Source organism: Pseudomonas sp. MBLB4136 (genome assembly GCF_051904765.1).
GTDB lineage: Bacteria > Pseudomonadota > Gammaproteobacteria > Pseudomonadales > Pseudomonadaceae > Aquipseudomonas.
In genome coordinates, this window is sequence record NZ_CP196713.1 from 663058 (window position 1) to 683061 (window position 20004).

Genomic DNA, 20004 nt, shown 5'->3' on the forward strand with positions numbered 1-20004 from the left:
AATGCATGTCGCAAGTCACGGTGAAAGAACTGGCCCAAGTGGTCGACACACCGGTAGAGCGCCTGCTGCAGCAGATGCGTGAGGCGGGTTTGCCGCACAGCAGTGCCGAGCAAGTTGTCACCGATAATGAGAAGCAAGCCCTGCTCGCCCATCTCAAGAGCAGCCACGGCGATAAAGTAGAAGAGCCGCGCAAGATTACCCTGCAGCGCAAGACCACCAGCACCCTGCGTGTTGCTGGCAGCAAGACCATCAGCGTTGAAGTGCGCAAGAAGAAGACCTTCGTCAAGCGCAGCGCCGAAGAGATCGAGGCCGAGAAGCAGCGCGAGCTCGCCGAGCAGCGTGCCGCTGCCGAGGCGGCGCGGGTGAAGGCCGAAGAAGAGGCCAAACGCCGCGCCGAGGAAGAAGCCAAGCTCAAGGCCGTCAGTGCCAAGACCGAAGACAGCGCGCCTGCGCCGGCTTCGGCGACCGTGGTCGAATTGCCGGTCGCCGCGCCGGTGGTCGAGGAGCGCAAGAAGGACGAGCCGCGTCGCCCCGACAAGGTGCGCAGTGACGACGACCGTCGCGGCGAGCGCAAGACCACCCAGCACCGCCCGACCGTCAAGGAAAAGGCTCCGGCGCCGCGCGTCGCGCCGCGCACTGTCGACGAAGAGAGCGATGGCTTCCGTCGCGGCGGTCGTGGCAAGTCCAAGCTGAAGAAGCGCAACCAGCACGGCTTCCAGAGTCCGAGCGGGCCTATCGTCCGCGAAGTGGCGATCGGCGAGACCATCACCGTCGGCGAGCTGGCTCAGCAGATGACGGTGAAAGCCGCCGAAGTGATCAAGTTCATGTTCAAGATGGGCACCCCGGTGACCATCAACCAGGTGCTCGATCAGGAAACCGCACAGCTGATCGCCGAAGAGCTCGGCCACAAGGTCAAGCTGGTCAGCGATAACGCGCTCGAGGAGCAGCTGGCTGCGTCCCTCAAGTTCGAAGGTGAGGCTATTTCCCGCGCGCCGGTGGTGACCGTGATGGGTCACGTCGACCACGGCAAGACCTCGCTGCTCGACTACATCCGTCGCGCCAAGGTGGCGGCGGGCGAAGCCGGTGGCATCACCCAGCACATCGGTGCCTACCACGTGGAAACCGACCGCGGCATGGTCACCTTCCTCGATACTCCCGGCCACGCCGCCTTTACCCAGATGCGTGCCCGTGGTGCCAAGGCCACCGATATCGTCATCCTGGTGGTGGCAGCCGACGACGGCGTCATGCCGCAGACCCAGGAAGCCGTGCAGCACGCGAAAGCCGCTGGCGTGCCGATCGTGGTCGCGGTGAACAAGATCGACAAGCCCGACGCCAACCCGGACAACATCAAGAACGGCCTGGCCGCGCTGGATGTCATCCCCGAAGAGTGGGGTGGTGATGCGCCCTACGTGCATGTTTCCGCCAAGCTCGGGACCGGCGTCGACGAACTGCTCGAGGCCGTACTGCTGCAAGCCGAAGTCCTCGAGCTCAAGGCCACGCCTTCGGCACCTGGCCGTGGCGTGGTGGTCGAGTCGCGTCTGGATAAGGGCCGTGGCCCGGTGGCAACCCTGCTGGTCCAGGATGGCACCCTGCGCCAGGGCGACATGGTGCTGGTCGGTTCCAACTACGGCCGCATCCGCGCCATGCTCGACGAGAACGGCAAGCCGGTTAAGGAAGCTGGCCCGTCGATTCCGGTCGAGATCCTCGGTCTGGACGGTACGCCGGAAGCCGGTGATGAGATGACCGTGGTGGCCGACGAGAAGAAGGCCCGCGAAGTGGCTCTGTTCCGCCAGGGCAAATTCCGCGAGGTCAAGCTGGCCCGTGCGCATGCCGGCAAGCTGGAAAACATCTTCGAGAACATGGGCCAGGACGAGAAGAAGACCCTCAACATCGTCCTCAAGTCCGACGTTCGTGGCTCGCTGGAGGCCCTGCAGGGCTCGCTCGGTAGCCTGGGCAACGACGAAGTGCAGGTACGTGTGGTCGGTGGCGGTGTCGGTGGTATCACCGAGTCCGATGCCAACCTGGCGCTGGCCTCCAACGCCGTGCTGTTCGGCTTCAACGTGCGCGCCGATGCCGGTGCCCGGAAGATCGTCGAGCAGGAAGGTCTGGACATGCGTTACTACAACGTGATCTACGACATCATCGAAGACGTCAAGAAGGCCCTCACCGGCATGCTGGGCAGCGACGTCCGGGAGAACATCCTGGGTATCGCCGAGGTGCGTGACGTGTTCCGCTCGCCGAAGTTCGGCGCGGTGGCTGGTTGCATGGTCGTCGAAGGCGTGGTGCACCGTAACCGTCCGATCCGCGTGCTGCGCGACGACGTGGTGATCTTCGAGGGCGAACTGGAATCCCTGCGCCGCTTCAAGGACGACATGTCCGAAGTGCGGGCCGGCATGGAGTGCGGTATCGCGGTGAAGAGCTACAACGACGTCAAGGTCGGCGACAAGATCGAAGTGTTCGAGAAAGTCCAGGTGGCTCGCAGCCTGTAAGGCAGCGAGTTGCAACATGCAACGCCCGGCCCCGCTTTTCGCGCGGCCGGGCGTTTGCCGCTTTTGAGCCCGATGCCTTTCGAAGCGTCGCGGCGAGTGAAAGGTAGTAGAGATGGCAAAAGACTATAGCCGGACCCAGCGTATCGGCGACCAGATGCAGCGCGAGCTGGCGCAATTGATCCGCCGCGAGGTCAAGGACCCGCGCCTGGGCCTGGTGACCATCACCGCCGTTGAAGTCAGCCGCGACGTTGGCCACGCGAAGATTTTCATCACCGTGATGACCGCCGACGATGGCGTCGACCAAGTCACCCAGAGTCTCAAGGTGCTCAACGACGCCAGTGGCTTCCTGCGCATGCAGCTGGGCAAGGCGATGAAGCTGCGCAGCGTGCCGCAGTTGCGCTTCCATTACGACGAGAGCGTCAGTCGTGGCGCCCACCTGTCGGCGCTGATCGATCGTGCGGTGGCGGAAGACAGCCAGCACGACGCCGGCAAGACCGAGGAGTAAGCCCGTGGCCCAGGTAAAGCGTGTGCGTCGCCAGGTCAACGGCATCATCCTGCTGGATAAGCCGCGTGGTTTCAGTTCCAACGCGGCCCTGCAGAAGGTGCGCTGGCTGCTCAATGCCGAGAAGGCCGGTCATACCGGCAGTCTCGATCCGCTGGCCACCGGGGTGCTGCCGCTGTGCTTCGGCGAGGCGACCAAGTTCTCCCAGTACCTGCTGGATGCCGACAAGGGCTATGAAACCCTGATGCAGCTGGGCGTTACCACCAGCACCGGGGATGCCGAAGGCGAGGTGCTCGAGCAGCGTCCGGTGACCGTTGGTCGCGCCGAGATCGAGGCCCTGTTGCCGCGTTTTCGCGGTGAAATCAGCCAGATACCGCCGATGCACTCGGCCCTCAAGCGCGATGGGCAGCCGCTGTACAAGCTGGCGCGTGCCGGCGAAGTAGTGGAGCGCGAGCCGCGTTCTGTTACTATTGCGCGCCTGGAATTGCTGGCCTGCGAGGCAGAGCAGGCGCGCCTGGCGGTGGATTGCAGCAAGGGCACCTATATTCGCACCCTGGTCGAAGACCTCGGTCAGCTGCTTGGCTGTGGCGCCCATGTCGCCGAGCTGCGCAGAACCAAGGCCGGTCCTTTCGAACTGGCCCAGACGATCAGCCTGGAAGAGCTGGAACAGGCCCACGCCGAGGGCGGCAACGAGGCCCTCGACCGCTTCCTGCTACCGGTTGACAGTGGCCTGCTGCACTGGCCGCTGTTGCAGTTCTCCGAGCACAGTGCGTTCTATTGGCTGCAGGGGCAGCCGGTGCGCGCGCCGGAGGCGCCGAAGTTCGGCATGGTGCGGGTGCATGATCACACCGGTCGCTTTATCGGTATCGGTGAAGTGAGCGAAGACGGGCGCATCGCGCCACGTCGCTTGATTCGGTCGGCATGACCGTAGCGCGGGACCGGGGTTTCGGCTCCGACCCGCGTGTATCGAGGGTGGCTGTTAATAGGCACGGTCATACCTCACTTTAAAACACGGGAAGCGATTCCCGGCCTATTGAAACTGTTGTCCTGCAGCAGTTTCCTAACTGAGAGGATGCCCACATGGCACTCAGCGTTGAAGAAAAAGCCCAGATCGTAAACGAGTACAAGCAAGCTGAAGGCGACACCGGTAGCCCGGAAGTGCAGGTTGCACTGCTGTCCGCCAACATCAACAAGCTGCAAGGCCACTTCAAGGCCAACGGTAAGGACCACCACTCGCGTCGTGGCCTGATCCGTATGGTTAACCAGCGTCGTAAGCTGCTGGACTACCTGAAGGGCAAGGACACCACTCGTTACAGCGCCCTGATCGGTCGCCTGGGTCTGCGTCGCTAAGCAATGCTGGCGCGCAGCTGAATGCCGAAGCTGGAAGTGGGGCTGGTCCCCGCTTCCAGCTTTTGCGTTTCAGCCTGCTGCATTTTGGACAGACGCGGGTCCGACTCCCGTAGCTGCCCACGAATTTTGCTACATACAGATTTCCCCAAAGGCAACAGAGAGAAGGAAAACACCGTGAACCCGGTAATCAAGAAATTCCAGTTCGGTCAGTCGACCGTTACCCTCGAGACCGGCCGTATGGCCCGTCAGGCCTCCGGCTCCGTGCTGGTCACCGTCGACGACGACGTCGCCGTGCTGGTCGCCGTGACCGGTGCCAAGACCGCCGACCCGAGCAAGGGCTTCTTCCCGCTGTCGGTGCACTACCAGGAGAAGACCTACGCAGCCGGCAAGATCCCCGGCGGTTTCTTCAAGCGTGAAGCGCGTCCTTCCGAGAAAGAGACTCTGACCTCGCGCCTGATCGACCGTCCGATCCGCCCGCTGTTCCCGGAAGGTTTCCAGAACGAAGTGCAGGTCATCTGCACCGTGGTCTCCACCAGCAAGAAGACCGATCCGGACATCGCGGCGATGATCGGTACCTCGGCTGCCCTGGCGATCTCCGGCATTCCGTTCAACGGCCCGATTGGCGCCGCGCGCGTGGCCTTCCACCCGGAAACCGGCTACCTGCTGAACCCGACCTACGAGCAGCTCAAGGCCTCCAGCCTGGACATGGTCGTGGCCGGTACCAAGGACGCCGTGCTGATGGTCGAGTCGGAAGCCAAGGAGCTGACCGAAGACCAGATGCTGGGCGCCGTACTGTTCGCCCACGACGAATTCCAGGCCGTGATCCAGGCCGTGACCGAGCTGGCTGCCGAAGCGGGCAAGCCGACCTGGGACTGGCAGCCGAAGGCGGAAAACACCGCTCTGCTCTCTGCCATTCGCAGTGAATTCGGCGAGGCGATTTCCCAGGCCTACACCATCACCATCAAGCAGGATCGCTACGCGCGCCTGGGCGAGCTGCGTGATCAGGTCGTGGCCAAGTTCTCCGGCGAAGAAGGTCAGCCTTCTGCCGGTGAAGTGAAAGAGGCTTTCGGCGAAATCGAATACCGCACCGTGCGCGAGAACATCGTCAACGGCAAACCGCGTATCGACGGTCGCGACACCCGTACCGTACGCGGCCTGAACATCGAAGTCGGCGTGCTGGCCAAGACCCACGGTTCGGCGCTGTTCACCCGTGGCGAGACCCAGGCCCTGGTGGTCGCGACCCTGGGTACCGCCCGCGATGCGCAGCTGCTCGACACCCTGGAAGGCGAGAAGAAAGACCCCTTCATGCTGCACTACAACTTCCCGCCGTACTCGGTGGGCGAGTGTGGCCGCATGGGCGCCACCGGTCGCCGCGAAATCGGCCACGGCCGCCTGGCCCGTCGCTCCGTTGCCGCCATGTTGCCGAGCCCCGACGAGTTCCCGTACACCATCCGCGTGGTGTCGGAAATCACCGAGTCCAACGGCTCCAGCTCCATGGCCTCGGTCTGCGGTGCCTCCCTGGCGCTGATGGATGCCGGCGTGCCGATGAAGGCGCCGGTGGCCGGTATCGCCATGGGTCTGGTCAAGGAAGGCGAGAAGTTCGCCGTGTTGACCGACATCCTCGGTGACGAAGACCACCTGGGCGACATGGACTTCAAGGTTGCCGGTACCGCCAAGGGCGTGACCGCGCTGCAGATGGACATCAAGATCCAGGGCATCACCGAAGAGATCATGGAAATCGCCCTGGGCCAGGCCCTGGAAGCGCGCCTGAACATCCTCGGCCAGATGAACCAGGTCATCGCCGAGTCGCGTAGCGAGCTGTCGGCCAATGCGCCGACCATGATCGCGATGAAGATCGACCAGGACAAGATCCGCGACGTGATCGGCAAGGGTGGCGCGACCATCCGCGGCATCTGCGAGGAAACCAAGGCTTCGATCGACATCGAAGACGACGGCACCATCAAGATCTTCGGCGAGACCAAGGAAGCTGCCGAGGCCGCGCGTCAGCGTGTGCTGGGCATCACCGCCGAGGCCGAGATCGGCAAGATCTACGTCGGCAAGGTCGAGCGCATCGTCGACTTCGGCGCCTTCGTCAACATCCTGCCGGGCAAGGACGGTCTGGTGCACATCTCGATGCTGAGCGATCAGCGTGTCGAGAAGGTCACCGACGTGCTTAAGGAAGGCCAGGAAGTGAAGGTACTGGTACTGGACGTGGACAACCGCGGCCGTATCAAGCTGTCGATCAAGGACGTCGCGGCTGCCGAAGCCTCGGGTGTCTGATAGCGGGCAACTGCCACGCTGAAACGGAGGGCCGCATTGCGGCCCTCTTTTTTTGTCTGGACAATGGTGCCCGCGCGTCACCAGCCCGGGCTGTTCGATCTGTTGCCGCAGCCAGCCGTGCGCCCCTCCGCCGGCTTTCGTCAGCCGTTCCAGGATTCTTCGCTTATGGACAAGACCCTCTGCCGCTACCATCCCGCCCAGCCCGCCACCTGGCAATGCCAGCCCTGTCAGCGGGCCTATGGCGACTGTTGCATCCCGTTGAATGCCGATGCTCCCGACGATACGCCGGCTTGCCCGCTGTGCGCCGGGCCGTTGCAGTTTCTCGGCGCGGCGAACAGCGCCCAGCCGTTCTGGGAGCGTATCCCCGGCTTCTTCGCCTACGCCCTGCAGGCGGGCCCCCTGGCGTTCGCCGCCTTGCTGGCGCTGGCCAGCCTGTTCATGCCGCGCTGGATCGTCCTGTGGATACTCCTGTTCAGCGTGGCGACCAAGTACTTCCACAGCGTGATCGAGGCCAGCAGCCAGGCCGACCGACAGGCGCCGAGCCTGGCTAGCGCCTTCAGTGGTGAAGGCTTCAGCCTGTTCTGCAAGCAGTTGGCGGTATTTCTGATCGCCTTCGCCGCGCTCTGGCTGGCCAGCGACTTCGACAGCGAGGCGCTGTACTGGACGGTGAATATCGGCCTGCTCCTGGTATTGCCGGCCAGCATCATCCGCCTGGCGCTGGACAAGGAGCTGGGCGCGGCGCTGAGCCCCGAGCAGGTTGGCCAGGTGATAGGCGCGATGGGCTGGCGTTACCTGATCCTGTGCGCCTTCCTGTTCATCCTCTGGCAGTCGCCGGGCTGGGTCACCTACATGCTCTCCAGCGGCCTGCCGCGGGTGGTGCTGATGCCGGTCGCCGCCTTCCTGTTCGGGTACTTCGGCGTGGTGATGTGCGCGATGATGGGCTATGCGGTGTTCCAGTATCAGGGTGCCCTGGGCTACGTGATCGCCGACGAAGAGGGCGCGGCGGCCTACCCGGCGCCGGAATACCTGCGGCGGCGCGCCTTGGCCGAGGCGCAGATACGCCTCAAGGAAGGGCAGAGTGCGCAAGCCCTGGACACCCTGAGCAAGGCCCTGCAGCGTGATGGCGACGACCTCGGGCTCAACGAGCGTTACCACCAGCTGCTATTCGGCCTGAATGACCGGGTGCGCTGCCAGCGCCATCTGGCCCATTTCCTGCCATTGGCCGCCCGTTTGAACCCCTCGCTGGCGGCCAGTGCCCTGCTCAACGCGCGCCAGCTCGGCGTCGACTACCTGCCCGATGACGCCCTGGTCTGCGAGCGAGTGGCCGAATCGCTGTTGCAGCGCCACAAGACCCGCGAAGCGCTGGCACTGTTGCGCAACCTGCACCAGCGCTTCCCCGACTACCCGCACATTCCCCGCGCCTATCTGCTGGCCAGCCGTGGCTTCGCCGAGGGGCTCGGGCAGATCGAGCCGGCCCGCAAGCTGCTGGCCTTTATCCGCTTGCGCTACCCGCAGTCTCCCCTGTTGGGCGAAGTGGCGAGCCTGGAGGCGAGCCTGGACCGGTTGGCCAGTCTCGCCTGAGGCTCGTTCAAGGGCTGTCAGCGGGCCAGATGTTGCCGGAGCAGGCCCAGTTGGGCGGTCTGCTCGGCTTGCGGGTAACGCTGAGTGAGGAACTGCCCGAGCTCGGCGAGGCCGCCCATGTCCTGTCGGCTCCCCAGCTGCTTGGCCAGGCGCAGGGTCAGCGCCGGTAGCTCGGCCGGCTGTTTGGCGGCGCGGCTAAGTCGGCGCCAGGCGGCCAGGGCCAGGGCGTGCTGCTCGGCCTGCAGCAGGCGCCGGAGCAGGTGCAGCTGCACCGCCGGGAGCTGCAGCAGCGGCTGCGCGGAGTCGGCACTGTCCTCGGCCAGGCGCAGCAACAGCGGCAGCTGGGCGGGCTGCGCCGGCAGGCCGAACAGCTGCCGCAGCACGCCGCCGAGCAGTGCCTTGTCCTGGCGGGTGCGGGCCAGCGGGTAGAGGCGCTCGAGCAGTTCCAGGCGCCCGGGGTAGCGTTCGAGCAGCTCCAGGCCGCGGCTGGCGGCCTGGTCGAGGGCGAAGCCGCCGATCGCGCGATCCAGGCCATCCAGTTCGCGCTTGAACGGCGCGTCCGGGTCTTCCTTGTGCAGGTAGGCCTGGTCGACTCGCAGCTTGCCGCCCAGGCGCGGCAGCCAGACGGCGAGGAAGCCGGCGCCCAGGCCGCCGAGGTGGGCGTAGTAGTTGACGTTGTCGTCGGCCAGCAGCAGACCGTACAGCTCCTTGCCCATCCACACCGGCAGTATCCACAGCGCCGGCGCCCGGAAGTAACCGAACAGCGGCCCGAGCCAGTAGAAGAAGTTGATGCGGCGCAGGCCGTAGACCCCCAGGTACATGCCCATCAGCCCGGAGATCGCCCCGGAGGCGCCGACTCCGGTGATCCAGACCGGGTCCATGATCCACCACAGCAGGTGCGAGGCCACGCCGCTGAGCAGGTAGAGACCGAGGTACAGCCAGCGGCCCAGGGCGATTTCCAGAGCGAAGCCGAAGATGAACAGGAACAGCATGTTGCCGGCCAGGTGGCCGAAGTCGCCGTGCAGGAACATGGCGCCGAACAGCCCCTCGACACTGAAGCGGGCCGGGATGAAGCCGAAGCGCATGCTGCTGATGCGATCACGCGCCGCCTCGGCCCGCTGGCGTGCCGCCTGCCAGGACGGGTCGGCCAGGTAGTCGGGATTGTGCCGCAGGCGGCTCTCGAACTGCAGGTCGTAGAGCACCAGGCGGGCCAGGTCGCTGCGGCGCATGCTGTCGACGTAGCGCCGCTGCTCGGCGTCCAGCTCGCGGCGCTGGCTGAAGGCCTCGAGGAACAGCGCGCGCTCGCGGTTGAGCAGGCCACCATCGAGGTAGGTCTGCACGGCCTGGGCTTCGCGCGCCTGGTCGCCGCCCTGGTAGCCGAAATAGATCAGTACGTTGAGCAGGATCAGCAGCAGGGTGGCGACCGGCGGTTTCTTCCAGTCCAGCGGGTGTTCGGCGGGGAGGATGAGCATGTGCTGGTGATCCTGCCGGCGTCAGTTGCCGCGCTTGCTGTCGATGCGCAGCAGGCGTCCGCCCTGGAAGGTCAGGTAGTAGTACATGCCGCTGCGCGGGCCATAGACCCACTCCTCGATCGGCAACTCCTGATCGCCGTTGGCGTTCTGCGTGTAGCCGACCAGGGCGCGGCTGGCGGCTTCGCCACATTTGGCCTGGACCTCGACGCTGCGATCGCCCTTGCTGGCGATGCCCTTGTCGCAGCGCAGCGAGGCCTCGGCGCAGGTGACGCTCAGCAGCAGGGCGGTGGACAGAGAGAGTTTGCGCATGATGGAGCTTCCTTGTTCCAGGTAGAGAAGAAGCGGCGAGACTAGCAGCCGCCTGAAAAATTGTCAGTTGCCACGCTCGCTGTCGATGCGGTCCAGGCGATTGCCCTCGAAACGCAGGAAGTGATACATGCCATTGCGTGGCCCGTAGGTCCATTCCTCGACGCTCACCTCGTGGCGGAAGCCGTAGTAGTCCAGCACCTCGCGGTAGCCGAGGAAGTCGCGGCTGACCGGCTCGCCGCATTTGTCGAGGACCTCGGCGGCGCTGTCGTCGCGGCTGACCAGCGCGCTGCCGCAGCGCAGGGTCGAGGCGGCGTCGACGGCGTTCGCCAGGCTCAGCGCAATGAGCAGGATGGGGATTCTCATCGTGTACCCGGGCAGTGTCATGGAGTCCCCAGCCTATACCCTGATCGTCAGCGCTGGCGGCGCCGCTCGATGCGGGTCAGGCGGTTGCCTTCGAAGGTGAGGATGCTCAGCGCGCCATTGCTCGGCCCGTAGACCCACTCCTCGATCTTGAACTCGCGCCGGTCATAGGGACCCAGGGTGTAGCCGACCAGGTCACGGAAGGCTGGCTCGCCGCACTTCTGCTGCACCTCGAAGCTGCGGTCGCCGAGGCTGACCAGCTGGCTGCCGCAGCGCAGGGTGTCGGCCTGGGCCCAGGCGGCGCAGCCCATAAGCAGGGCCAGGCTGAAGGTTTTCATGCTCATCACCGCTTCAGCTTATTCGCTATCCAGGTGCAGCGGGGTGGCCACTCGTCCGTCGGCGCCGGGGTCGCCCAGGCCGACGTCGAGCAGGTAGATGCGCTCCTGGGCCAGGCTGGTCTTGTCGACCAGGTAGTCCTTGATGCGGGCGGCGCGTTCCTGGGCCAGCTGGCGCAGCAGCAGCTTGCTCTGCGCCCAGGACTGCAGCACGGCCTCGCGCAGCTGGTCGGCGCGCTGTGGCCCGTCCAGTTCGGCCCACTCGCCTGGTGGTGGCTGTTTCAGGCGGCTGCGGTAGATGTCCTCGAGCAAGGCGCTCTTCTCGTCTTCGGGCACCTGCAGCTGCGCCGGGTCGTTCGGCACGGCTTCGCCACGGCTCTGCAGGAGCTTCTGGTAGCTGGCCTGGTAGGCGCGCTGCAGGCGCTGTTCGGCCAGCGGCGGACCGTCGCTGCTTGGCGCGCTCAGGCCCTCGATCTCCAGGCGCAGCGCCGGGCGCTTCTGCAGGGCCCCGGCGAGGGTGTCCAGGCTGCTCTGGGCGGCGACGTCGAGCTCGGCGCTGCCCGGGGCGAAGGGCACATGGCCGAGGTCCATCTGCGTGCCGCCGCTGACCAGTCCGCCGAGCAGCTTGAAGGGCGCCTGTACGGCACGCAGCACCAGGCCGCGCAGGGTCTTCCAGACGATCGGCATGACATCGAAGTCGGGATTGTTGAGGTTGCCCTGCACCGGCAGCTGGATGGCGATCTTGCCGTTGGCGTCCTTGAGCAGGGCGACGGCCAGGCGCACCGGCAGATCCACGGCGCTGGGGCTGTCGACCTGCTGGCCGAGCTGCAGCTGTTCGACCACCACGTTGTTCTCGGCCTGCAGCTGGCCCTTGTTGATGCGGTAGTGCAGGTCCAGGTTGAGTCGGCCCTTGCGGATACGGTAGCCGGCGAACTTGCCGGAGTAGGGGGTCAGGGTGGTCAGTTCGACCTGCTTGAACTGGCTGGTGAGGTCCAGGCTGTCCAGCGGGTTGAAGGGGTTGAGGCTGCCCTTGATGCTGACCGGGGCATAGCGATCGACCTTGCCGCTGATGGCCACGCTGGCCGGCGCGCCGCTGCGGCTGTCCAGGGTGCCGATACGGCCATTGAGCTGCTGGATGGCGGTGGCGAAGTTGGGGGTCAGGCTGAAGTCGGCGAAGTTGGCCGAGCCCTCGGCGATGGTGATCTCGCCGATACGGATCGCCAGCGGTTTTCCGGCGCGCGCGCCTGTTTCGGCCGGGGCCTCGGGCGCCGCCGCTTGGCTGATGATCAGGTCGTTGAGGTTGGTGCTCAGGTCCTCATTGACGATGAAGCGCCCATAGGGTTGCTGCAGCTTCACCTTGTCGATGCTCAGGGCCTCGCCATGCTGGTAGTTCAGGCCGTCCAGGTCGAGCTGCTCCCAGCGTACGAAGTCGCGCTCCTTGAGGGTGTCCAGGCTGTGCAGGCGATTGATCCGGGCGCTGCCGGTGATGCCGAACGCCAGCGGGCTTGTGCCGCTGAGGTTGAGCTTGAGGTCGCTGGCCAGCTGGCCGCTGCGCAGCTCCAGGCGAAGCAGTGGAGTGAGGTAGGCCTGGGCCAGGCGCAGGTCGATGTCCCGGCTGCTGATCTGCAGAGTGGCCGTGGTGGGGCTCAGCTGCGCCTGGCCCTCGGCCTTGAGTCGGCCCTTGGCGCCCAGGCCGGTGTCCAATTTGAGGCGGAAGGGCGCGGTGCCGCGGCTGTCGAAGTCCTGCAGGTCGAGATCCAGCGGGCCCAGCTGCAGTTCAACCGCCTGTTGAGGGACGCGGTCGGCCAGGTGGATGCGGTAGTCGCGCAGCTGCGCGTCGGCCAGCAGCACCTGCCAGGCCTTGGTCGGCGCGGCCTGGGTGGGTGCCGGCTTGGTTGGTGAGTCGGCTTTGCTCGCCAGCAGCTTCAGCCAGTCCAGCTGGCCGTCGGCCTCGCGCGCCGCCCAGGTTTCCAGTTGCTGGCTGCGTAGCGTGCCGATGCGCACCTGGCGTTTGCCCAGGTCCACGCGGGTGTCGGCGATCTCCAGGCTTGCCAGCTTGAGCAGCGGGCGGCCATCGGGCGCCTTGAGGGCAAAAGGTGCGAGGCGCGCCCGGGCCTTGTCCAGTTGCAGGCGCAGGCCGTCGGCCAGCTCCAGCTGGTAGTCACCGGACAGGTCGATAAGGCCGTCTTCCAGTACCAGCGGCAGGGCGTCGCGGACATAGGGCCAGACGCTCCTCAGGCGCGCCTTGCGCAGCTGCAGGTGGCCGCTGGAGCTGAGCGGCGCCAGGCTCAGCTGTCCGCGCCAGTCGATGCGTGCCCCTTGCGCGTCGCTGGCTTTCAGGGTCAGCGTGGCGCTGTCGCCCGTCAGGGTGCTGAGGTCGCGCAGCTCGAGGTTGAGGTCGTCATAGCGCAGCTCGACCGGCTCGCTTGGGCGCAGGTCCTGAAACCTGAGGTTGCCGCCGTTCAGCGTCAGCTGATCGATACGCAGGGCCACCGGCTCGCGGGTCTCCTCGCTGGGCTGTGCAGGTTCCGGCAGCCTGAACAGCTGGACGAGGTTGAGCTGGCCCTGGCGATCGAAACGCACCTCGGCGCGGGGTTGCTCCAGTTCGATGCGCGCCAGGTGCACGGCGCCGCGCCACAGGCTGTCGATCTCCAGGTCGGCGCTGAGCCGGCCCAGCGCCAGTTGCTCCTGCCCGGCTGCGCCGACCCGCAGGCCCCACAGGCTGAGCTCCAGGCTCAAGGGGTTGAACTGCAGGCGCTCCAGGCTGGCGGGCTGGTTGCTGTACTGCGCCAGTTGCTGGTTGGCGATGCGCAGGGCGACCCCGGGCAGGATCAGAAAACCCAGCAGGCCGTAAAACAGCGTGGCGATCAACAGGGCGCCGGCGGCGCGTTTCAATCCTTTGTGCATGGTGAGGCGACAACTTTCCCGAAAAGAAGTGCCTTGGAGTATGGCATGCGTCGCAGGTTCGAAAATGCCAGCTGTGGCGGCTTTTGCGTCGTCCGAACGGCTGTTCAGAAGCTCAGGATCAGGGTCTTGAGTGGTGGCTGGGCGTCCTGCGAGGGGAAGTCGGCGGCCGGTGTCAGCACCTGGCAGTCGCGTACCGGGCGACCGAGCTTGGCGGCGCAGCGCAGCACCTGCTCACGCCAGTCGGCGAGGGCGACCTTCGCCAGGTTGTTGCAGCAGACCAGCATGCCGTCGGCGGCGGTGGCGAGAATCGCCGGCTTGAGCAGGCTCTGGTAGTCGCGCAGCAGATCGACTGTGCCGAAGGCGCTCTTGGCCCAGGCCGGCGGGTCGAGAAATACCAGGTCGAACTGGCGCGCGGCCAGGCGCGGGTAGCTGGGCAGCTTGTGGTCGCGGCGCTGGGCCACCGGCAGGCCGGCCAGCTGGCGGATCGCCGGGAAGTAGTCCGACTGGATGAACTGCATGGGCGGCAGTTGCGGGTTGAGCGCGCCGTTCTCCCGGCCGACCGCCAGGTTGCCTTCGGCGAAGTCCAGGTTGAGCGACTCGCGGGCGCCGCCGGCGCTGGCCGCGAGGCCGACGCCGCAGGTGTAGGCGAACAGGTTGAGCACGGACTTGCCGGCGCTGTGCGCCTTGATCCAGCCGCGGGCATTGCGCAGGTCGAGAAACAGTAGCGGGTCCTGACCGGGATGGCGGCCGCGTACCCGATACGTGAGGCCCCATTCGTGGCCGACCAGGTCGTCCAGGGCTGCGTCCTCGGCACGGTAGATCGGGTCCTGCCGGTCGACCCGCGAGTTGCCCTGGGAGCGGTCGTTGTAGACCAGCAACAGGGGCTCGTTGAGGTGCTCGCGGCACTGCTCGGCCAGACGCAGCAGCTGAGCGCGCTCGAGGCTCTGGTGAAAGCTCTGCACCAGCAGTTGCGGGCCGTAGCGGTCGAGGGTCAGGCCGCCGGCGCCCTCCTGGCTGCCGTGGAACAGGCGATAGCAGTCGGTGCCCTGCTGGTGCAGCTCGGCGAGTAGTGCCTGGCGGTTGTCGAGGGCGGCGCGCAGCGCCTGATCGAGAGAGGTCATGCGCGGCGACTCGGAAAGAGGAGGCGCGCAGTCTAGCAAGAAAAACGCCGGCGCCTGCTTGCGAAGCGGCGCCGGCGTTCAGTCGCGCGGTGGCAGGGCTTAGCGTTCGATGGCCAGGGCCACGCCCTGACCGCCGCCGATGCACAGGGTGGCCAGGCCCTTCTTGGCGTTGCGCTTGATCATTTCGTGCAGCAGGGTCACCAGTACCCGGCAGCCCGAGCCGCCGATCGGGTGGCCCAGGGCGATGGCACCGCCGTTGACGTTGACCTTGTCGGCGTTCCAGCCCAGTTCCTTGCCGACCGCCAGGGCCTGGGCGGCGAAGGCCTCGTTGGCCTCGATCAGGTCCAGCTGCTCCAGGCTCCAGCCGGCCTTGTCCAGGCAGCGGCGGGTGGCCGAGACCGGGGCGATGCCCATGATCGCCGGGTCGACCCCGGCGTTGGCATAGGCGGCGATGCGCGCCAGCACCGGCAGGCCGAGGGCCTCGGCCTTGGCCGCGCTCATCAGCAGCACCGCGGCGGCGCCGTCGTTGAGGCTTGAGGCATTGCCGGAGGTGACGCTGCCGTCCTTCTTGAACGCCGGTTTGAGGGCGGCCAGGGACTCCGGGGTGGTGCCGGCGCGCGGCTGTTCGTCGGTGGCGAAGGCCTTCGGCTCACCCTTGCGCTGGGGGATCAGGATCGGGGTGATCTCGTCCGCGAAGCGGCCGGACTCGATGGCCGCGGCGGCCTTGCGCTGCGACGCGGCGGCGAAGGCGTCCTGCTCCGCGCGGCTGATGCCGTACTTTTCCACCAGGTTCTCGGCGGTGATGCCCATGTGGTAGTCGTTGAAGGCATCCCACAGGCCGTCATGGATCATCGTGTCGATCAGCTTGCCGTGGCCCATGCGCAGGCCGCTGCGCATGCTGGGCACGACATGGGGCGCGAGGCTCATGTTCTCCATGCCGCCGGCGATGATCACCTCGGCGTCGCCGCAGCGAATCGCCTGGGCGCCCAGGTGCAGGGCCTTGAGGCCGGAACCGCAGACCTTGTTGAGGGTCAGCGCCGGTACCGCATGGGGCAGGCCGGCGTGGATCGCCGCCTGGCGCGCGGGGTTCTGCCCGGCACCGGCGGTGAGCACCTGGCCGAGGATCACCTCGTCGACCTCGGCGCCGTTCAGGCCGGTCTGCTCGAGCAGGCGGCGAATTACCGCGGCGCCCAGCTCGACGGCCGGAATGCCGGACAGCGAGCCCTGGAAGCTGCCGATGGCGGTGCGGGTGGCGGCGACGATGACGACTTCTTGCATGATCGATCCTCACGAGTGGCGGGCGCGGCTGGCCGCGAAGGGGCCATATGTTGGCACACGAAGTTTGCCGGCGGCCAGCACGCCGAGCGCGCCCGGCGATTCCAGGCGTTGCTGCTCCCGATGATGGTGCATTGGACGCGTCACAGGGCGGCAGCAGCGCTGGAGCATCACGGCCCGACAAGCAGAGCGGCGGAGGCGCGGCTCGATCAACCGCCTGCACAAGAGCAGGCGGTGATCGTTCAGTGCTGAGTGGGCTCAGCGATTCAGGCGCTGGTCGATCAGGCCGTCGACCACGCTCGGGTCGGCCAGGGTCGAGGTGTCGCCGAGGGTGTCCAGCTCGTTGCAGGCGATCTTGCGCAGGATGCGTCGCATGATCTTGCCGGAGCGGGTCTTCGGCAGGCCGGGGGCCCATTGCAGCAGTTCGGGCTTGGCGAAGCTGCCGATTTCCTTGCCGACCAGGGCCAGCAGTTCCTTCTTCAGCGCGTCGCTCGGTTCCACCCCGTTCATCGGCGTGACGAAGGCGTAGATGCCCTGGCCCTTGACGTCATGGGGGTAGCCGACCACTGCCGCCTCGGCCACGGCATCGTGCAGGACCAGGGCGCTTTCCACTTCGGCGGTGCCGATGCGGTGGCCGGAGACGTTGATCACGTCGTCGACCCGGCCGGTGATCCAGTAGTAGCCGTCCTCGTCGCGGCGCGCGCCGTCACCGCTGAAGTAATAGCCGGGGTAGGGCTTGAAGTAGGTGTCGATCAGTCGCTGGTGATCGCCATAGACGCTGCGGATCTGGCTCGGCCAACTGGCCTTGATCGCCAGTACGCCGTTGGCCGGGCCGTCGATTTCCTTGCCCTGCTCATCCAGGAGGACCGGTTGCACGCCGAAGAACGGCAGGGTCGCCGAGCCTGGCTTGAGGTCGGTGGCGCCGGGCAGTGGGGCGATCATGATGGCGCCGGTTTCGGTCTGCCACCAGGTATCGACGATCGGGCAACGCTGGTCGCCGACCACGTTGTAGTACCACTCCCAGGCTTCCGGGTTGATCGGCTCGCCGACCGAGCCGAGCAGGCGCAGGCTCGTCCGCGAGCAGCTCTTGACCGGGCCTTCGCCTTCGCGCATCAGGGCGCGGATGGCGGTCGGTGCGGTGTAGAAGATGTTCACCTGGTGCTTGTCGATGACCTGCCAGAAGCGCGAGGCGTCCGGATAGTTCGGCACGCCCTCGAAGACCAGGCTGGTGGCACCGTTGGCCAGGGGGCCGTAGACGATGTAGCTGTGCCCGGTGACCCAGCCGACATCGGCGGTGCACCAGTAGATGTCGCCGTCGTGGTAATCGAACACGTACCTGTGGGTCATCGCCGCCATCAGCAGGTAGCCGCCGGTGGTGTGCAGCACACCCTTGGGTTTGCCGGTGGAGCCGGAGGTGTAGAGGATGAACAGCGGGTCTTCGGCGTCCATCGGCTCGGGCGCGCAGTCGGCGCCGGCGCCGCGCAGCGCGTCGTGATACCAGATGTCGCGTTCGGCGTGCCAGTCGATCTCGCCCTGGGTGCGTTGCACCACCAGTACGGTGGAGACGTCCGGGCAGCTCTGCAGCGCCTTGTCGACGTTGGCCTTGAGCGGCACGTACTTGCCGCCGCGCACGCCTTCGTCGGCGGTGATCACGGTGCGGCAGTCGGCATCCAGGATGCGGTCGCGCAGGGCGTCGGGGGAGAAGCCGCCGAATACCACCGAGTGCACCGCGCCGATGCGCGCACAGGCGAGCATGGCGTAGGCGGCCTCCGGGACCATCGGCATGTAGATGCACACCCGGTCGCCCTTCTGCACGCCGCGGCTCTTCAGTACGTTGGCCAGGCGGCAGACCTGTTGGTGCAGCTTGTTGTAGGTGATGTTGGCCGATTCGCTGGGGTCGTCGCCTTCCCAGATCAGCGCCACCTGGTCGCCGCGCTGCAGCAGGTGGCGGTCGATGCAGTTGTAGCTGACGTTGAGCTGGCCGCCCTTGAACCAGGTGGCCTGGCCCTTGTACATGTCGACGTGGTGCACGCTGAGCCAGGGTTTGAACCAGTCGAGAAAGGCCTTGGCCTGTTCGGCCCAGAAGGTTTCCGGCTGCTCGATCGACTGCTGGTAGAGGCGCTGGTAGTCGGCGCTGTCGAGGTGCGCGCGCTGGCGTACGGCGTCGGCCACGGGGTGGCGGGTGATCTCAAACATGGCGGGTCCTTTTGTTTGGTTGTGTCCGCGATGCCCGTAAGGTTAGCACCCCCGCGGCGGCCCGGATCAAGCGCTGCAACCCCGTGCCTGCGCCCCGGCCTGAGCCAGGGCGCGGCTGGGCTCAACCGCGGTGGCGGGCGCGGAAGAAGTCGATCAGGCCCTGGGTGGAGGGATCCTCGGCCGGTCCCGGTTCGCTGCTGAGCAGGCGCGAGTAGACGTTCTTGCCCAGCTCCTTGCCCAGCTCCACGCCCCACTGGTCGAAGGCGTTGATGCCCCAGATCGCGCTCTGGGCGAACACCTTGTGCTCGTACAGCGCCACCAGGGCGCCCAGGCGGCGCGGGCTGACCCGTTCCATCACCAGGGTGTTGCTCGGCCGGTTGCCGGGGATCACCTTGTGCGGCGCCAGGCGCTGCACCTCATCCTCGTCCAGGCCCTTGGCGCGCAGTTCCGCCTCGGCTTCGGCCTGGGTCTTGCCGAGCATCAGCGCCTGGCTCTGCGACAGGCAGTTGGCATAGAGCCACTGGTGATGGTCGGCCACCGGGTTGTAGCTGACCACCGGCACGATGAAGTCGGCCGGGATCAGCGCGGTGCCCTGGTGCAGCAGCTGGTGGTAGGCGTGCTGGCCGTTGCAGCCGACCCCGCCCCAGATCACCGGACCGGTGGCGTAGGGCACCGGGCGGCCGTCCTGCAGCACGCGCTTGCCGTTGGACTCCATATCCAGCTGCTGCAGGTGCTTGGTGATGTTGCGCAGGTAGTGGTCGTACGGCAGGATCGCCTGGGTCTGGGCGCCCCAGAAGTTGCCGTACCAGATCCCCAGCAGGGCCATGAGCACCGGCATGTTTTCTTCGAACGAGGCGTTCTGGAAGTGCTCGTCCATGCTGTAGGCGCCGGACAGCAGTTCCTTGAAGTTGGACATGCCGATGGACATGGCGATCGGCAGGCCGATGGCCGACCACAGCGAGTAGCGCCCGCCGACCCAGTCCCACATCGGCAGGATGTTCTCCTCGCGGATGCCGAAGGCCACCGCCGCCGGCACATTGCTCGACACGGCGATGAAGTGACGATGCAGCTCTCCCTCGGTGCCACCCTGGGCCAGGTACCAGCTGCGCGCGGCCTGGGCGTTCTTCAGGGTTTCCAGGGTGCTGAAGGTCTTCGAGGAGATGATGAACAGGGTGGTTTCGGCGCGCAGCTTGGCCGCCAGCTCGTGGAACGAGCTGCCGTCGATATTGGCCAGGTAGTGGCAGCGCACGCCGCGCTGGGCGAACGGCAGCAGCGCCTCGGAGACCAGCTGCGGGCCGAGGAAGGAGCCGCCGATGCCGATGTTGACCACATCGGTGATGGGCTTCTCGCTGTAGCCGCGCCACAGCCCGTCATGCACCTTGCCGACCAGCTCGGTCATCTGGAGCAGCACCCGGTGCACCTCGGGCATCACGTCGACGCCGTCGACCAGCACCTTGTCGCCGATCGGCCGGCGCAGGGCGGTGTGCAGGGCCGGGCGGCCCTCCGAGGCATTGAGCCGTTCGCCGTCGAACAGCGCGCGGATCGCCTGCTGCAGGCCACACTCCTGGGCCAGGCGTACCAGCAGGTCGCGGGTTTCGTAGGTGATTAGGTTCTTCGAATAGTCGAGAAACAGGCCGCAGCTGCTCAGCGACAGCTGGGTAAACCGCTCGGGGTCTGAGCCGAACGCCTCGCGCATGCTGAACTCCTGCAGGCGGGCTCTATGGCTTTGCAGCGCCTGCCAGGTAGGCAGGGCAGTGACATCGAGCGGGTGCTGGTAGTACGCCATTGCGGGGCTTCCTTCTGCTTGTGCGTTCTCTGGATATCGAT

Annotated in this window: 15 protein-coding genes; 6 read left to right on the top strand and 9 right to left on the bottom strand. The window is 66.4% G+C overall.

Annotation, left to right across the window (positions count from 1 at the left end; translation table 11 throughout):
• Positions 1-5 precede the first annotated feature (5 nt).
• The 6 genes from infB (at position 6) to ACSX1D_RS02945 (ending at position 8202) form a co-directional block, all read left to right on the top strand.
• Complete coding sequence (gene infB / locus ACSX1D_RS02920) at positions 6-2489, top strand: translation initiation factor IF-2 (protein WP_439860900.1); 2484 nt, start codon at positions 6-8, stop codon at positions 2487-2489.
• A 112-nt stretch (positions 2490-2601) separates the two neighbouring features.
• Complete coding sequence (rbfA, locus tag ACSX1D_RS02925) at positions 2602-2994, top strand: 30S ribosome-binding factor RbfA (protein ID WP_439860901.1); 393 nt, start codon at positions 2602-2604, stop codon at positions 2992-2994.
• Between the two features lie 4 nt (positions 2995-2998).
• The gene (truB, locus tag ACSX1D_RS02930) at positions 2999-3916 is read left to right on the top strand and encodes a tRNA pseudouridine(55) synthase TruB (protein ID WP_439860902.1); all 918 of its coding nucleotides are present in this window, start codon (positions 2999-3001) and stop codon (positions 3914-3916) included.
• A gap of 155 nt (positions 3917-4071) precedes the next feature.
• A complete protein-coding gene (gene rpsO, locus ACSX1D_RS02935; RefSeq protein WP_208708309.1) occupies positions 4072-4341 on the top strand; it encodes a 30S ribosomal protein S15 in 270 nt (89 codons plus the stop codon).
• Between the two features lie 174 nt (positions 4342-4515).
• On the top strand, positions 4516-6621 hold the full coding sequence (pnp, locus tag ACSX1D_RS02940) for a polyribonucleotide nucleotidyltransferase (RefSeq protein WP_439860903.1): 2106 nt from the start codon (positions 4516-4518) through the stop codon (positions 6619-6621).
• A 165-nt stretch (positions 6622-6786) separates the two neighbouring features.
• On the top strand, positions 6787-8202 hold the full coding sequence (locus ACSX1D_RS02945) for a tetratricopeptide repeat protein (RefSeq protein ID WP_439860904.1): 1416 nt from the start codon (positions 6787-6789) through the stop codon (positions 8200-8202).
• 17 nt (positions 8203-8219) lie between these two features.
• Here the strand turns inward: ACSX1D_RS02945 and ACSX1D_RS02950 are convergent, their stop codons facing one another.
• The 9 genes from ACSX1D_RS02950 to pgi form a co-directional block, all read right to left on the bottom strand.
• Positions 8220-9674: a rhomboid family intramembrane serine protease gene (locus ACSX1D_RS02950; protein ID WP_439860905.1), complete on the bottom strand. Its 1455-nt coding sequence runs from the start codon at positions 9672-9674 to the stop codon at positions 8220-8222.
• A gap of 21 nt (positions 9675-9695) precedes the next feature.
• Entirely contained in the window at positions 9696-9983 is a 288-nt protein-coding gene (locus tag ACSX1D_RS02955) for a DUF2845 domain-containing protein (RefSeq protein WP_439860906.1), read from the bottom strand.
• A 63-nt stretch (positions 9984-10046) separates the two neighbouring features.
• On the bottom strand, positions 10047-10346 hold the full coding sequence (locus ACSX1D_RS02960; protein ID WP_439860907.1) for a DUF2845 domain-containing protein: 300 nt from the start codon (positions 10344-10346) through the stop codon (positions 10047-10049).
• Between the two features lie 47 nt (positions 10347-10393).
• Positions 10394-10687, bottom strand: a complete 294-nt coding sequence (locus ACSX1D_RS02965) for a DUF2845 domain-containing protein (protein WP_439860908.1) — start codon at positions 10685-10687, stop codon at positions 10394-10396.
• Positions 10688-10699: 12 nt separating this feature from the next.
• Entirely contained in the window at positions 10700-13585 is a 2886-nt protein-coding gene (locus ACSX1D_RS02970) for a DUF748 domain-containing protein (protein WP_439860909.1), read from the bottom strand.
• A gap of 104 nt (positions 13586-13689) precedes the next feature.
• Positions 13690-14706, bottom strand: coding sequence for a class I SAM-dependent rRNA methyltransferase (locus ACSX1D_RS02975; RefSeq protein WP_439860910.1), 1017 nt, complete (start codon positions 14704-14706; stop codon positions 13690-13692).
• Between the two features lie 99 nt (positions 14707-14805).
• Positions 14806-15984 (bottom strand): acetyl-CoA C-acetyltransferase, encoded by a 1179-nt coding sequence (locus ACSX1D_RS02980; RefSeq protein ID WP_439860911.1) that lies wholly within the window; start codon positions 15982-15984, stop codon positions 14806-14808.
• 255 nt (positions 15985-16239) lie between these two features.
• Complete coding sequence (gene acs / locus ACSX1D_RS02985; RefSeq protein WP_439860912.1) at positions 16240-18177, bottom strand: acetate--CoA ligase; 1938 nt, start codon at positions 18175-18177, stop codon at positions 16240-16242.
• Positions 18178-18298: 121 nt separating this feature from the next.
• Complete coding sequence (gene pgi, locus ACSX1D_RS02990; RefSeq protein ID WP_439860913.1) at positions 18299-19963, bottom strand: glucose-6-phosphate isomerase; 1665 nt, start codon at positions 19961-19963, stop codon at positions 18299-18301.
• Positions 19964-20004 lie beyond the last annotated feature (41 nt).